We start from the raw sequence: 15,189 nt of genomic DNA, 5'->3' as shown, positions 1-15,189 counted from the left end.
AGAAACGAGAGAAGGAAGGTATTTATAATGGATTTTATTACAAAGGACGATTGCTATCTGTTTGGCAATGGTACGCATTATAAGATTTATGAAAAATTGGGAGCACATCCTGCAAAAGTAAAAAACAGAAAAGGTACTTATTTTGCAGTATGGGCACCGAATGCCGTGACAGTCAGTATAATTGGGGATTTTAATGATTGGCTCGGATTTGACCATAACATGGAGCGTATTGGAGACTCCGGTATATGGGAACTATTTATCCCTGGCGTAAAGAGCGGGGATATGTATAAGTATGTTATAGTAACAGAAAGTGGACAGACATTATATAAGGCAGATCCTTATGCTTTCTACAGTGAAAAACGTCCAGGCAACGCTTCAAGAGTTTATGATCTTGAAGGATATAAGTGGAAGGATGATAAGTGGAAAGAAGAAAAGGCTAAGGAAAATCATTATGAAAAGCCTATGTCTATATATGAAGTTCATCTTGGTTCTTGGAAAAAGGATTATGATAAGGATTCAAAAGATGGATTTTATGATTATAAGAGAGCAGCTGATGAACTTTGCAAGTATGTAGTAGAAATGGGATACACGCATGTGGAACTTATGGGTATTGCAGAGCATCCATTTGATGGTTCATGGGGATATCAAGTAACAGGATATTATGCACCAACATCAAGGTATGGTGAGCCTAAGGAATTTATGTATTTGGTTGATAAATTTCATCAGGCTGGAATCGCAGTTATTCTAGACTGGGTACCAGCGCATTTTCCAAGGGATGCACATGGTCTTGCAATGTTTGATGGAACTCCACTTTATGAATATGCCGACACTAGAAAGGGTGAACATCCTGACTGGGGTACAAAGGTATTTGATTATTCGAAAACAGAAGTCATTAATTTCCTTATAGGGAATGCATTATTCTGGGTTGATAAGTATCATATAGATGGTTTAAGAGTTGATGCAGTTGCATCTATGCTCTACCTTGATTATGGTAGAAATGATGGACAGTGGGTAAGAAATAAAAATGGTGGAAATGAAAATCTAGAAGCTATTGAATTCTTTAAACATCTAAGTTCTGTATTAAAACAGATGTATCCATCAGCATACTTAATTGCAGAGGAATCAACTGCATGGCCTAATGTTACAAAGGCGCCTGAGGATAATGGTCTTGGCTTTGCATATAAATGGAATATGGGTTGGATGAATGACTTTTTACAGTATGTAAAACTCGATCCATATTTCAAAAAATTCAATCACAATAATATGACATTTGGTATGACATATGCATTTAGTGAAAACTTTATTTTAGTTATTTCTCATGATGAGGTTGTACATCTTAAGTGCTCAATGCTTAATAAGATGCCAGGTTATCCAGAGGATAAGTTTAAGAACTTAAAGACAGCATATACATTTATGTTTGGTCATCCTGGTAGAAAACTTTTATTTATGGGACAGGAATTTGCTCAGCTTGCTGAGTGGTCAGAAGCTAAAAGCTTGGATTGGTATTTGCTGAAAGAGGATACACATAAGGGTGTATCAGAGCATGTAAAGAAGTTGCTTCATTTGTATAAGGAGACACCTTCGTTATACGCTGATACATTAGCATATGATTCATTTGAATGGATTAATTGTGATGATGCAGATAGAAGCATTTTTAGTTTTATTAGAAAGACTAATGAAAACTATAAAAACGGTTTAGTATTTGTTTGCAATTTCACGCCTATTGATAGGGATGATTACATGGTCGGTGTTCCGATTTCTGGAACGTACAAACTTATATTATCATCAAAGGATGAATATGAGGAAATATCAATTAAGGCAGAGAAGGGTGAATGTGATGGCATGCCATATCACATTAAATATCCTTTAGCTGGATGTGAATCAGTAATCTTTAAAATGCCAGTTAAGAGAGGTGGAAAGAGTACAAAAACTGAGACCAAGAAATAAGTTATTGAAGTATAGTATGTTGTAAATTCAATAATACGAAAGGTTTTAAACCATGAAAAAGGTTATCAGAATATTTGCTGCATTAGCGATAATTGCAGTGCTTGGTACGATGATAATGTATGTAATGAAGTACTCTAAGTCGGGAAAGGATGGAGATGATGCACCTCTTGAATTTTCCGAGGAACTTGGAGTACTTCCTACTGTCAGTACTGTTTGTGATGAAAAAGAAATAAACTCCTTGCATGGATATACAACTAAGATGGATACTACAAAGATTCATGATAGTTTAGTTGTTGTTGATAAAGAGAATAGAAATTTTAAGATTAAGATTGATAAGAACGGAGCTTCTGTTAAAAATATTCACGTTGATATTGTAAGCTTCGGTGAAACTCAGAATATTTTATCTACTGATATTACTAAGACTAAGGAAAATGATAATAAAATTTCTGCTGTGTTAGAATTTCCTGAAAGTGGACAGGTTAATAAGGAGTGGGTTCTTATAATTACACTTTCTACGGATGATTATAATGAAGTAAGATATTATAGTAGAATTGAGTGTCTTGAAAAGAGTTTTGTAAAAGAGCAAGCAGAGTTTGTTAAGTTCTTTAGCGATACAACTTTTGATTATGAAAAGGCTGCTAGTTGGAATAAGGGTATTATAGGTTATATAGAACCGGATAGTAATACGGATAATTCTAATCTTGGGCATGTAACTATTAAGTCATCATTTGCTCAGGTTACTTGGGGTAACATGGAAGTTAGTCGTGTTGGTGAACCTACAGTTACACTTCTTGAAATGGATGGCGATGTTGGTGCATATGAACTTGATTATTTGGTTAAGGCACCGAATGATTTTAAACAGGATGAATTCTATAATGTTAAAGAGTACTTTAGAGTATGGTCAGCCCTTGATACTGTTTATTTAAGATCTTATGATAGAACTATGGAGCAGGTTTTTGAAGCAAGTGGTGGTACCATTACAAGCGAGAGAATTAATCTTGGTATTCAAAAAACTTTGGGCTTTGATTATAAACAAAGTGAAAACAATAAATATATAGCTTATGTTTTAGGCGATAGTTTATGGTGCATTAATACTGATGATTACGAGGCTACATGTATATACACAATTGGTCGAAATGCAAAGGATAATCGTAAGGATTCGGAACTTGAATGTATGAGTGTTGATGATGATGGAAATGTTGAATTCATCGTTTATGGTTACCTTAATTCAAAGGAACACATAGGTCAGAACGGTATTGTTGCATACAGCTATAATGAAGAGAAAAATCAAACTCGTGAAAGAATATTTGTTGAGTATGATAAACCATATGAGATTTTAGCAAATGAAGTTGGTACACTTTATTACATCGCAGATGGCGTGTTATATATATACATCGATTCTTGTATTAACTATGTAAATCTTGCGACGAAAGAGCATGGTCAGGTTGTTTCAAATCTTGAGCCAGGTACATATGCAGTTAATGATAACATGGATACAATTGCATATTGTAAGGATGGCAATTTAAGGGATGCAAAGAGCATGACTGTAATGAACTTCGAAACAGGTAGTGTGAGAGATATCGAAGCAAATGAAGGCGAAAGAATCAGGGTTTGTGCATATGCTGGTAAGGATCTTATATATGGCATAGCAAATGCTGATGAGATAAATAATGATGCTGATGGAAACATAGTTTTCCCAATGAAAAACATGTACATACTTGATAAGGATTTACATGTTTCAACTAATTACTCAAAGGATGATATTAGAGTAACGGATGTTGAAGTTAAGGGTAATATGATTAGTTTATCAAGAACTAAGAAGGGCAAGAATATTGCTAACGATCAGTTGTTTGAAACTAAGGGTGATGAAGAGCAAATAGCAAATCCAAGTTTCATAGTAACAGAACTTAAGGAAACAATGCCTGTTCTTGTTTTTAAATATCCTTTAGATGTAAGAGAAAAATTAGTTGTTAAAGCAGCTAAGATATATGTTACTTCACCAGATGATAAAGTTGAAGTTGAAACTAAGGAAACAGCTGATGCAAGTAATAATAATGGTGAAGAAGAAACTAAAACTTCAACTGGTAAAAATACATATGGTGGAAATACAACAATAGACTTAAATATTCCACCGAATGACAGACAGTTCTACTATTTATATATTGATGGTGAATTAGCTGATATTTATTCTGTTAAGAATAAAGCAGTATCTAAAGCTGAAAGTGTATATGGATATGTTGTAAATGAAAATGGTGAGAAGATATATGCATATAAGGAAGAACTTCAGTATAAGGATGCTAGTGATAGAAGTATAGACTAATTATAGAAAATAATGGAGTATTATATAGATTATTTAGTTTAATAATGGGAAATATAATTAATTATGTTTCTGATTGATTGGAGGTAGAAATGAATAAGAATATTACTAACAGTGTAGTTTATGTAGGTGTTGATGATAAGACTTTAGATTTATTTGAAGGTCAGTATCCAGTACCTAATGGTATGGCATATAATTCATATGTAATCTTAGATGAAAAGATTACAGTTATGGATGGCGTTGATGAAAGAGCTGTCGATGAATGGTTAGATAATGTAGAAAAGGCTCTCGATGGAAAGAAACCTGAATATATTGTTGTTCAGCATTTAGAACCAGACCATAGTGCAGGCGTTAGCTCATTTATAGCTAAATATCCAGATGTTAAGGTTGTAGCAAATGCTCAGATTTTCAGAATGGCTACTCAGTTTGGAATTGAAGTTGCAGAAGATAAGAAAGTTACAGTTAAGGAAGGCGATACATTAGATCTTGGTAGTCATAAATTAAATTTTGTTATGGCTCCTATGGTTCATTGGCCAGAAGTTATGATGACATATGAAAGTAGCGAAAAGATACTATTTGCTGCGGATGCATTTGGTAAGTTTGGTACACTCGATACTGATGAAGACTGGGCTTGTGAAGCAAGAAGATATTACTTTAATATTTGTGGTAAGTTTGGACCACAGGTTTCTGCAGTTTTAGCTAAGGCAGATGCACTTGATATTGAAATTATTTGCTCACTTCATGGTCCAATCTTAACTGAAAATCTTGAATACTATATTAACCTTTATAAGACTTGGGCAGCATATGATGTTGAAGCAGAAGGCGTATTTGTTGTATATGCTTCAATGCATGGAAATACAGCTAAGGCAGCAGAACTTTTAAAGGAAGAATTACTTGCACAGGGTTGTAAGAAAGTTGCTATGCATGACCTTGCAAGAGATATGTTCTCAGAAGCTATTGAAGATGCATTTAAGTATGGTAAGTTAGTACTTGCATCACCAACATATGAAACAGAACTTATGCCAATTGTAAGCATGTTCTTACATGATCTTGAACATAAAAATTATCAGAAGAGAAAAGTTGGTTTCATCCAGAATGGTACATGGGCTCCAATGAGTGGTAAGTTCATGAAGGCTGGTTTTGAAAAACTTAGTGATATTACATTCTGTGATACAATGGTAACAATTAAGTCAACAGTATCAGACGCTAACAAAGAAGAGATTAAGCAGTTGGCTAAGGAAATATTGGCTGATTAAGATTGGTAGATATTATAGAGTTAGTATTTAATGTAATATATTGTATTATATAAAATTATCGTATTATTATATAGATCAAAGTAAAGAAGATAGTATCAGAATGATACTATCTTTATTGATACTTAGCACGAAATAGAATATAATCCATAATGGAGTTTTTGTATAGGATGAAGGAAAAACTAATGGAAGGAATATAGGTTTATAGCAAGGTATATGCGTAAACTTATCGTTTATGAATTATGAGTACATTGATTGTTCTACAGCAAATGGCTGTCATCTCACTTCTCGTTTTAATTGGAGTATATCTTTTTAAGAAGGATGTGGTTGATAGCCAGACATCTAAGAAATTATCTGCTATTGTAGCGGATGTTTGTAATCCGGCGATTATACTTGCATCGCTTGATCCAAACAGCGTTACATCGGGAAAGAAAGTATTGCTTTTTGCAGTGTTAGCAGGTGTTGTAATACATATTTTCTATGTGATACTTGGTATGATTATGCCATTTCTTTATGGTGTTGAAGCGGGAAAAAGAAAGTTCTATACTATGATGATGGTTTATACCAATGTTGGATTTATAGGTATTCCAGTTGCTAAGGCGGTGCTTCCAAAAGAAGCAATGGTATATGTTATAGTTTGTAACGTTATGTATAGTTTATTGTTTTACACACATGGTATAACAGTATTAAGTTCTGGTAAGGAGAAGATGAACCTTCTTAAAGTAATTAATCCTGGAACAATTGCAGCTGTGTTTAGTATGGTAATATTTGCTTTTAAAATTAAATTACCATTTATAATTGATAATACAATTGCTTATGTTGGTAATGCAACGGTATTTTTATCAATGGTTCTTCTTGGTGTATCAATAGCAAGATCTGATATTATCAAAGGATTTAAGAATAAGAAGCTATGGCTTCATGTGGTATTTAGATTATTGTTAATTCCAATGGCGATTGCATTTGCTGTAAGAGGCGTAGGATTTAGTAAGAATGCAGCACTTGGATTTGCACTTATGTCCGGTATGCCAGTTGGAAATCTTCCGCTTATTCAGGCAGAAAAAACTGGTGAAGATACGGATGTTTTATCTTCAGCAATTACAGTTACTACAATTTCGTCAGTTGCAACCATTACGATTTTGATGTCGGTATTATCAAATGTTTTGTAAAAAGTTATTGTTGTTTGGAATGATTGTTTATAGTATAAAACATGCGGATTATATATATAATGCTTTAATGTTTGCAATGAAAAAATATAATTAGAATATTATAATTTTTGTTATTATATATAATTAGATACTGATTTGATATAATAATATGAAGAAAAGTAATTATCGGGATAAAAGAAAAATTATTTATGAGAATATAAATAAAATGATATAAAGATTTTCAAATGAATATTTAGAAAGTCGTCAAAGAAATACAAAAGAAAGTTGGAGATGATTATGGAATTTAAAACAGATATTTTTAGTCAGTTTGATAAGGAGTGGGCGCTTCTTACAGCTGGAAAGAAAGATGATTTTAACACAATGACAGTAAGTTGGGGTGGCCTTGGAACACTTTGGGGCAAGAATGTTGTAACAGTTTATGTTAGAACTTCAAGATATACTCATGAGTATGTAGATAATAATGATACATTTACTCTTACATTCTTCCCTGAGAAGTATAAGAGTGTTCTTGGTGTATTAGGAAGCAAGTCAGGTCGTGAAATGGACAAGATGCATGAATCAGGCCTTACACCAATTGAAGTTGAAGGCTCAGTAGGATTCGCTGAGGCAACAACAACTTTTGTTTGCAAGAAGTTATTTAAGCAGGGCCTTGAAGTTGAGAATATCCCTGATGATATTGTAGATCAGTTCTACAAGACAGATGCAATGCATGATATGTATATTGCTGAAGTATGTGAGATTATTAAGAAATAGGTTGGTTTTATAGGTTGAAAATATCCTATTTTGATGGGAAGATTTAAAGGTAGTCAAGGAGACTTGTTGATTGAGGTGAAAATAGAGCCGGGTACGGCCGATATGGCAAAAAACGCGAAAACGGCCGTAAAAATAACTTGCTAATGATGAGTCCGGGCTGTGAAATTCTTACTTTGGGTTAAAATAGTTTGAAAAGTAAGAATTTGTAAGTTACTAAAAGTAATAATATGATTATATTATTCTTACTTTTGGAAAGAAAATGGTTAAAAGTAAGAAAAAGCAACTTGTTAAAGATGAGTGAAGATTAAAAAGATTCTTACTTTTGAATAAAAAAGTATGAAAAGTAAGAATGAATAGATTGATTAAATAAAATAATGATGGAGATATTCTTACTTTTAGAAGGAAAATGATTAAAAGTAAGAAAAACAAGCTATTTAATTGTAAAATAGAAATAAATAATTCTTACTTTTAGGATAAAAATACAAATAAGTAAGAAAATGTAGGTGCGTAAAGATAACTAAGAATTAATAGGAGGTTAGGTATGGAATTTTTAGAATTAGCTAAGAAAAGATATTCATGTAGAAGTATAAGTGATAAGCCTGTGGAGGATGAGAAGATTGAAAAGATTCTTAAGGCAGGTATGCTTGCTCCAACAGCAGTTAATTTTCAGCCATTTAAGATTTGGGTTGTAAAGAGCGCTGAGGGTGTTGAGAAAATTGGAAAAATTACAACATGTACATTCGGTGCACCATTATTTTTTGTTGTAGGTGGGTTAGAAGAAAGTGCATGGAACAGAAAATATGATGGAAAGAATTTTGCAGATGTTGATGCTTCAATTGTGGCAACACATATGATGCTTGAGGTTGAAGATTTAGGTCTTGCTTCAACATGGGTAGCAAATTTTGACGCAGTTAAGATTAAGGAACTATTCCCTGAAATGGCAGATTATAATCTTATTGCAATATTCCCAGTGGGATATGCTAATTCTGATGCTAAGCCATCAGATAGACATGAACTTTCAAAGAGCAGGGATGAGCTAGTGAAGGAATTATAATGCTTAAACGCCTGTAAATAAGCCAATGTTAATGTGCGTTGCTTGTGGCAACGCATATTTTTTCTATATAATTGAGCCATCAAAAACAAGGAGGCGTAAATTATGCTAAATGAAAACATTAAAAAACTTAGAAAATCAAAAGGATTATCTCAGGAGGAACTTGCTATTAAATTGAATGTAGTAAGACAGACAGTATCAAAATGGGAGAATGGATTATCAGTTCCAGATTCAAGTATGCTGATTGCCTTAGCAGATGAATTGGATGTATCTGTAGGTGTACTGCTTGGAGAAACTGTGACAGACCCTATGCCAGATGATTTAAAGACAATTTCTGAAAAATTAGAAGTAATAAATTTACAGTTGGCAAAAAGAAGTATGGTAAGATTGAAGGCTATTCGTGGGATACTTATATCGGTATGTGCACTTATAGTTATTACATTTATTATTCTTGCAGCGATGCAAAGTTCTTATTTAGGATGGGATTATAATAATCCTGAATTGGCAGTTGCAGGAACAATAGTGCATGGATTCGAATTTGTATTTGTTAGATTGGCACCGATTGTATTGTTGATTTCAGTAGTTGGAATCGTAATGACATATAAAAAAAGATAAATCAAATTTGAGATTATATTGAGCAAATATATTTTGAATGATGAAATAGGAAATACACCAACAATGGTTAAAGGTTTAACTGTTGTTGGTGATGAAAGTGATGAAAGTGGTAAGCTTGAAGATGCAATTAAGACATTAAGGGATAGAAATCTTAAAGGGACAGTTATCCTTTTTTGCAATTTTGGGAATGAAGAAGTTATTTGCTGGAAATGAACTCACATCTAGAATCATGACCTTACACTATGATGAAGTAACCGATGGAGACAATCGAATAGAGGAAATAATAGTCACTATTTTTTAAAAAAAATTTTGATGTAACCATTGACATTACATCTCGGGTGTGATATATTTGTACTACCAGATGAAACCACTACGGTTACATCAATGAACTTTTTAACATTCGAGGATAATTACCTCGCAGGGCAGTGCCCAGAAAGGAAAATAATCATGACAAATAAGGAAAAAGCATTAGCACTCATCGGAACATTCGTATCAGGAGATACCGCAAAGGCAAAGGAACTTCTTGCAACAGGTTATATTCAGCATAACCTCGCATTTGGAACAGGAGCAGATGCATTTGTAGCAGCAGTTGAAGGACTTGCACAGGCACCTGTAAAAACAACTGTTAATAACATTCGTTCATTCGAGGATGGAGATAAGGTTTTCCTTCAGACAGTATATAATTTTGCAGGAGCAGGAGAGCAGGTCGGATTCGATGTTTTCAGATTCGATGCAGACGGTAAGATTGCAGAGCATTGGGATAATTTGGCAGACAAGGCAGCTCCTAATCCTTCAGGACATACTCAGATTGATGGAACTCTTGAGAAGAAAGATGTAGACAAGGAAGAGACACGTAAGGTTGTAGCTGGATTTGTAGGCGATGTACTTCGTGGGGAGAATCCTGACAAGCTCACTTCTTACTACGATGGAGATAAATATATCCAACATAATACTTCAATTGCAGATGGTCTTTCAGGTCTTGGAGCAGCACTTGAAGCTATGGCTAAGCAGGGAATCTCAATGGTTTATAACAAGACTCATATGGTTCTTGCAGATGGAGATTATGCACTTGCCTGCTCAGAAGGAACCTTTGGCGATGTACCTACAACCTACTATGATCTGTTCCGTGTTGAGAATGGATTTATTGCAGAGCACTGGGATGTAATGGAGACATTAGCTGATAAGTCTACATGGGCTAATGAAAATGGAAAGTTTTAATGTAACCATTGCAACTACATCTGTTATGAAGTAAAATGATGGCAGGAGGAATTAAAAAATGCAGATATCAAGCAGATTTACGGTTGCACTTCATATTTTTACATGTGTGGATACATTTAAGGATGAACACAAGGTAACGAGCGATTTTCTTGCAGCCAGTATAAATACGAATCCTGTCATCATTAGAAAGATACTTACTCAGCTTAAGAATGCAGGGCTAATAAATGTTATCAGAGGAACAGGCGGAATAGAGCTTACAAGAGATCTTAAAGATATAACTTTTTATGATGTGTATCAGGCAATTGAGCCTTTGGAGGATGGAGATTTATTTAGATTTCATGAATCACCAAATCCAGAGTGCCCTGTTGGTAGGAATATCCATTCGCTATTGGATGATAAATTGAAAAACATCCAGGAAGCGATGGAATCAGAGATGAAAAAATACACTCTTAATGATTTAAGATCCGGAATGCAGGAACTGTTGACAAAAGAAGCTTAACAATGAGACTCTGAGGTGTTTACTTCAGAGTCTTTTTTTGTTTACACGACGAGGAAAATGCAGTAAGCTTGCTTACTAGCATTTGACGACCGTGATACAATCCCGAAACAAGCGTAGCGGTTTCGGTGATTAGAAGGATGTGGAATATGGAAACTAAGGAATATCTGAAATACATAGTGGAAGAAATCCATACAACTATTGTGGCAACGGTAGATGATGAAGGACTACCTGTTACAGCTGCTATAGATATGATGGATTATGATAATGACAGTTTATATTTCCTTACAGCGAAAGGAAAAGGATTCTATGACAGATTGACAAAAAGACAATTTCTTGCGCTTACTGCGATGAAAGGTGAGGATACTATGTCAAGTATTGCGGTATCAATCCGAGGTAAGGTAAGAGACCTTGGACATGACAAGATACCAGAGCTATTTAAAAAAAATCCATACATGCATCAGATTTATCCGACGGAAGAATCCATGAAGGCACTAACAGTTTTTCAGATATATGAAGGAACCGGCGAGTGGTTCGATCTGTCAAAGAAACCTATAGAAAGGGCATCCTTTAACTTTGGAAAAGTAGAGATTAAGCGAGAAGGATATTTTGTCACAGATAATTGTATAGGATGCGGAAGCTGTTTATCTGTTTGTCCCCAGAGCTGTATCATTACTACCGGGATTCCGTATGTCATAGAGCAGGAACATTGTCTGCACTGTGGTAATTGTTTGAATACCTGTCCTGCTGGGGCAGTAGTTAGGAGATGAAGGCTATGCCAAAGAATACAACACAGGAAGAACGCCTTGATTATCTCGTAGAAGAGTTTAAGGCAGATTCTGCTGAATATAAGAATTTAAAGATTCCAAATAGTACGGAAGATAAAAGACGAATCTTAAGGTCACTTATGAATATTCGTATGCCAAAAGAATTATCTTCTGAGGTAATGAAAGTACAGGATGAATATCTGACTGAAAGAGCGGCTGAAAAGGGTGTGGTGAATCTATCAGACATCCCGGTTATCAGGGATGGACTTTCTATCTGGCAAGGAGATATCACAAGACTTTCGGTGGATGCTATTGTTAATGCCGCTAATTCGCAGATGCTTGGTTGTTTTGTTCCGATGCATACTTGCATAGATAACTGTATCCATACTTTTGCAGGAGTGCAATTAAGAGCTGAGTGCAACAGGCAGATGAACGAATTTCGAATCAGATATGGAAGAGATTATGAGCAGCCGACCGCCGTTCCAATGCTCACTAAAGCGTATAATCTTCCGGCAAAAAAAGTAATTCATATAGTAGGACCAATTGTCCAGTACAAACTTACTTCGGAATTGGAAAAGGATTTGGAGAACTGCTATAGAAACACACTTGACATGTGTGCTGAAAATGATCTTAGGAGCGTAGCTTTTTGCTGTATTTCAACAGGAGTATTCTGTTTTCCGAACAAAAAAGCTGCTGAGATTGCGGTTAATACAGTATCAGATTGGCTAAGTGAAAATCCTGGCAAGATAGAAAGGGTGATATTCAATGTTTTCAAAGACGAAGATAGGACCATTTATGAAAAACTTATATGATGATATGCCGAACGGTTATCAGGAAACAATAAATAAGGGGATGAGTGCCTTGAGATACTTTAGTAGAAATATGTCCTATGGTAAGGGAAGCAAAGAAGAACAGATAAGCAGACTTAAAACAGAAATCAAGGAAGCAGATGCCATTGTTATAGGTGCGGGTGCAGGATTATCAACATCAGCAGGGTTTACTTACAGTGGCGAACGTTTTGAAAAATACTTCTTTGATTTTGTAAAAAGATTTGGTATCAGGGATATGTATTCAGGTGGATTCTATCCGTTTCCTAGTGAAGAAATCCGTTGGGCCTGGTGGGCAAGACATATTTATTTTAACAGATATATAGATGCTCCCAAGCCAGTGTATAGGGATCTTTTTAAGATAGTTTCCGATAAGGATTATTTTGTGATTACCACAAATGTAGATCATCAGTTTCAAAGAGCAGGTTTTGACAAGAAAAGACTATTTTATACTCAGGGTGATTATGGTTTATTTCAGAGCGTGAATCCTGCTATTCAGAAAACCTTTGATAATGAAGAGTGGGTAATGAAAGCTATGGAAGCACAAGGTTTTGTAAGAGATGATCAGGAAGTATTTCAGGTACCGTTTGATGGTAAGATACTGATGGAAATTCCTTCTGAAATGATTCCAAAGTGCCCTGATGACGGATCTGATATGACTATGAATTTGAGGGCAGATGATTCTTTTGTTGAAGATGAAGGATGGCATAGGGCATCTGCGTCATATTCGGATTTTATCCGCAGACATGAAAATCTTCATGTGCTGTATTTGGAGCTTGGAGTAGGTGCTAATACTCCCGTAATCATAAAATATCCATTTTGGCAGATGACATTATCGAATGAAAATGCCGTATATGCCTGCTTAAACTATGGTGAAGCCTTTTGCCCCGGAGAACTAGAAGATAGAAGTATATGTATTGATGGTGATATTGGAGAGGTGTTTGATATGCAGATTTTTTGTAATTTATCAAGGATAAACAATTGAATAATATAGAACAAAAAGGAAGAGTACATTCAACTGCAAGGAAGAGATTACTCTTCCTTCTTTTTATTCACTTATAGATTACAGAGTGGATTTGTTAACAGCAGGAAAAGTAAAATAAAAAATACTCTTGACATTTCGTTGAATCAAAATTATAATGAGTTTATATTCGTTGAACAAATATTCAACGAATCGAACTGAAGATGAATGAAAAAATTTGAAATTCGCTACAAGATGGAAATAAAAAAGTAGTAAAACGAATATGAAGATTTATAAGGAGGATGTTAGAAGATGGCTAATGAGAGTGGAAAGAAAGTAGTAATTTTAGGTGGAGGTATTTCTGGTCTTGCAGCAGGTGTGTATGCACTTCTTGCAGGATACGAAGCAGAGATTTATGAGAAGAATGCAATACCTGGTGGCGAGTGTATAGGTTGGAACAGAAAGGGTTATCACATTGATAACTGTATTCATTGGCTTACTGGTACAAAGAAGGGCACATCACTTTATGATGTTTGGAAGAAAGTTGGTGCACTTAGTGATGATACTGAATATGCAAAAATTGATTCATTTTTCTCATCAGAATATGAAGGAAAGACGGCTACTCTTTGGAATGATTTAGAGAAAACACAGAGAGAGTTAATTGAGATTTCACCTGAAGATAAGGATGAAATCGAAAAGTTCATTAAGCACGTTGAATATTCAAAGCAATGTTTATTCCCTGCTGAGAAACCTATGGATATGATGGGGGTTATGGACTACATCAAGATGAGCGTTTCAATGAAAGACATGCCAAAGGTTATGAAGGAATATGGCAAAATCTCACTTGAAGAATATGGTAAGAGATTCAAGAGTCCACTTCTTCAGAGACTTATGACAGACTACCTTCCTAAAGAATATACAGCTTATTCATTCTTAGTTTCATATGCAACTATGGCTGACGGAAATGGTATGATTCCAATGGGAGCATCACTTCAGTTATCGCTTCGTATGGAAAAGAAATTTAAAGAGTTAGGTGGTAAGATATTTTATAATAAACCAGCAAATGCCATCAACTTAGATGGAAAAGTTGCAAATTCAGTTTCATTTGCTGATGGAAGCAGCGTTAGTGCAGATTATATTATTCCTACAGTTGATACTCATGTTTTATTTAATAAGTTGATTCCAAGTTCATATATGCCTAAGGAATTAGCTGATGCATATAAGGATGAAAATGCTTATCCAACTACAAGCGGGTTCCAGGTAGCTTATGCTGTTGATGTGAACTTTGATTTGGGAGAGACGACATTTGCTGAGATTGAACCTCTTAAGATTGGCGAGAGAGTTTTCAATAGAATGTATGTTAAGGCTTATGGTTATGATGATGTTTTTGTTAAGGATGGCAAGATGGTAATTCAGACTTGCATTTCACAGACTGATGTTGATTATAAATTCTGGAAGAATTTGTCTAAGGAAGAGTATGATAGAGTTAAGCAGGAATTAACAGATGAAGTTACTAAGAGAATTGAGGCAAGTTATCCTGAACTTGCGGGAGAGATGGAACTTCTTGATACTTGGACACCTCTTACATATGAAAGATATTGTGGCGCATATCATGGTGGGTACATGAGTTTTGTAACAACTCCGGGTGCAAAACAGATTAGACTTAAGGGCAAACTTGACGGCATTGATAATATTTATCTTGCAGGTCAGTGGACTAATTCTCCAGGTGGACTTCCAGTTGCAGTTGCTAGTGGTAAGTTTGCAATTCAGAGAATCTTAAAGGAAGAAAAACGTAGTATAAAGATTTAAATAGATGGT

At 34.9% G+C, this 15,189-nt stretch carries 14 protein-coding genes; all 14 read left to right on the top strand.

What is annotated here, in order from left to right; all coding sequences use genetic code 11:
- Window positions 1-27 precede the first annotated feature (27 nt).
- The 14 genes from glgB (at window position 28) to B5D16_RS03680 (ending at window position 15,180) form a co-directional block, all read left to right on the top strand.
- Window positions 28-1,947, top strand: a complete 1,920-nt coding sequence (glgB, locus tag B5D16_RS03745; protein WP_078765633.1) for a 1,4-alpha-glucan branching protein GlgB — start codon at window positions 28-30, stop codon at window positions 1,945-1,947.
- 52 nt (window positions 1,948-1,999) lie between these two features.
- On the top strand, window positions 2,000-4,267 hold the full coding sequence (locus B5D16_RS03740; RefSeq protein ID WP_078765632.1) for a hypothetical protein: 2,268 nt from the start codon (window positions 2,000-2,002) through the stop codon (window positions 4,265-4,267).
- 89 nt (window positions 4,268-4,356) lie between these two features.
- Window positions 4,357-5,520 carry an FprA family A-type flavoprotein gene (locus B5D16_RS03735; protein WP_078765631.1) on the top strand — a complete coding sequence of 388 codons (1,164 nt, stop codon included), beginning with the start codon at window positions 4,357-4,359 and terminating at the stop codon, window positions 5,518-5,520.
- A 239-nt stretch (window positions 5,521-5,759) separates the two neighbouring features.
- The gene (locus B5D16_RS03730; protein ID WP_078765630.1) at window positions 5,760-6,683 is read left to right on the top strand and encodes an AEC family transporter; all 924 of its coding nucleotides are present in this window, start codon (window positions 5,760-5,762) and stop codon (window positions 6,681-6,683) included.
- 276 nt (window positions 6,684-6,959) lie between these two features.
- Window positions 6,960-7,436: a flavin reductase gene (locus B5D16_RS03725; RefSeq protein ID WP_078765629.1), complete on the top strand. Its 477-nt coding sequence runs from the start codon at window positions 6,960-6,962 to the stop codon at window positions 7,434-7,436.
- A gap of 541 nt (window positions 7,437-7,977) precedes the next feature.
- Window positions 7,978-8,490, top strand: a complete 513-nt coding sequence (locus tag B5D16_RS03720) for a nitroreductase family protein (protein WP_078765628.1) — start codon at window positions 7,978-7,980, stop codon at window positions 8,488-8,490.
- A gap of 102 nt (window positions 8,491-8,592) precedes the next feature.
- Window positions 8,593-9,102, top strand: a complete 510-nt coding sequence (locus B5D16_RS03715) for a helix-turn-helix domain-containing protein (RefSeq protein ID WP_078765627.1) — start codon at window positions 8,593-8,595, stop codon at window positions 9,100-9,102.
- Window positions 9,103-9,135: 33 nt separating this feature from the next.
- The gene (locus tag B5D16_RS03710; RefSeq protein ID WP_159444274.1) at window positions 9,136-9,315 is read left to right on the top strand and encodes a hypothetical protein; all 180 of its coding nucleotides are present in this window, start codon (window positions 9,136-9,138) and stop codon (window positions 9,313-9,315) included.
- Window positions 9,316-9,549: 234 nt separating this feature from the next.
- Window positions 9,550-10,320 (top strand): nuclear transport factor 2 family protein, encoded by a 771-nt coding sequence (locus B5D16_RS03705; RefSeq protein WP_078765625.1) that lies wholly within the window; start codon window positions 9,550-9,552, stop codon window positions 10,318-10,320.
- A 58-nt stretch (window positions 10,321-10,378) separates the two neighbouring features.
- Window positions 10,379-10,819, top strand: a complete 441-nt coding sequence (locus B5D16_RS03700) for an Rrf2 family transcriptional regulator (RefSeq protein WP_078765624.1) — start codon at window positions 10,379-10,381, stop codon at window positions 10,817-10,819.
- Between the two features lie 146 nt (window positions 10,820-10,965).
- Window positions 10,966-11,586, top strand: coding sequence for a 4Fe-4S binding protein (locus tag B5D16_RS03695; RefSeq protein WP_078765623.1), 621 nt, complete (start codon window positions 10,966-10,968; stop codon window positions 11,584-11,586).
- Between the two features lie 5 nt (window positions 11,587-11,591).
- Window positions 11,592-12,395: a protein-ADP-ribose hydrolase gene (locus B5D16_RS03690; protein ID WP_078765622.1), complete on the top strand. Its 804-nt coding sequence runs from the start codon at window positions 11,592-11,594 to the stop codon at window positions 12,393-12,395.
- A 40-nt stretch (window positions 12,396-12,435) separates the two neighbouring features.
- On the top strand, window positions 12,436-13,395 hold the full coding sequence (locus B5D16_RS03685) for an SIR2 family NAD-dependent protein deacylase (protein ID WP_341465182.1): 960 nt from the start codon (window positions 12,436-12,438) through the stop codon (window positions 13,393-13,395).
- A gap of 288 nt (window positions 13,396-13,683) precedes the next feature.
- Window positions 13,684-15,180 (top strand): phytoene desaturase family protein, encoded by a 1,497-nt coding sequence (locus tag B5D16_RS03680; protein WP_078765621.1) that lies wholly within the window; start codon window positions 13,684-13,686, stop codon window positions 15,178-15,180.
- Window positions 15,181-15,189 lie beyond the last annotated feature (9 nt).

Source organism: Eubacterium uniforme (assembly GCF_900167115.1).
GTDB lineage: Bacteria > Bacillota > Clostridia > Lachnospirales > Lachnospiraceae > Eubacterium_S > Eubacterium_S uniforme.
Note: the sequence above shows the minus strand (reverse complement) of the source record. Positions and strands in the feature narration are given on the sequence as shown.

Excerpts from the sequence above, each read along its gene's own strand:
- B5D16_RS03720 (WP_078765628.1), top strand. The coding sequence starts at position 7,978 with ATGGAATTTTTAGAATTAGCTAAGAAAAGATATTCATGTAGAAGTATA.
- B5D16_RS03715 (WP_078765627.1), top strand. The coding sequence starts at position 8,593 with ATGCTAAATGAAAACATTAAAAAACTTAGAAAATCAAAAGGATTATCT.
- glgB (WP_078765633.1), top strand. The coding sequence starts at position 28 with ATGGATTTTATTACAAAGGACGATTGCTATCTGTTTGGCAATGGTACG.
- B5D16_RS03730 (WP_078765630.1), top strand. The coding sequence starts at position 5,760 with ATGAGTACATTGATTGTTCTACAGCAAATGGCTGTCATCTCACTTCTC.
- B5D16_RS03735 (WP_078765631.1), top strand. The coding sequence starts at position 4,357 with ATGAATAAGAATATTACTAACAGTGTAGTTTATGTAGGTGTTGATGAT.
- B5D16_RS03695 (WP_078765623.1), top strand. The coding sequence starts at position 10,966 with ATGGAAACTAAGGAATATCTGAAATACATAGTGGAAGAAATCCATACA.
- B5D16_RS03700 (WP_078765624.1), top strand. The coding sequence starts at position 10,379 with ATGCAGATATCAAGCAGATTTACGGTTGCACTTCATATTTTTACATGT.
- B5D16_RS03705 (WP_078765625.1), top strand. The coding sequence starts at position 9,550 with ATGACAAATAAGGAAAAAGCATTAGCACTCATCGGAACATTCGTATCA.
- B5D16_RS03725 (WP_078765629.1), top strand. The coding sequence starts at position 6,960 with ATGGAATTTAAAACAGATATTTTTAGTCAGTTTGATAAGGAGTGGGCG.
- B5D16_RS03690 (WP_078765622.1), top strand. The coding sequence starts at position 11,592 with ATGCCAAAGAATACAACACAGGAAGAACGCCTTGATTATCTCGTAGAA.
- B5D16_RS03680 (WP_078765621.1), top strand. The coding sequence starts at position 13,684 with ATGGCTAATGAGAGTGGAAAGAAAGTAGTAATTTTAGGTGGAGGTATT.
- B5D16_RS03740 (WP_078765632.1), top strand. The coding sequence starts at position 2,000 with ATGAAAAAGGTTATCAGAATATTTGCTGCATTAGCGATAATTGCAGTG.
- B5D16_RS03685 (WP_341465182.1), top strand. The coding sequence starts at position 12,436 with ATGAGTGCCTTGAGATACTTTAGTAGAAATATGTCCTATGGTAAGGGA.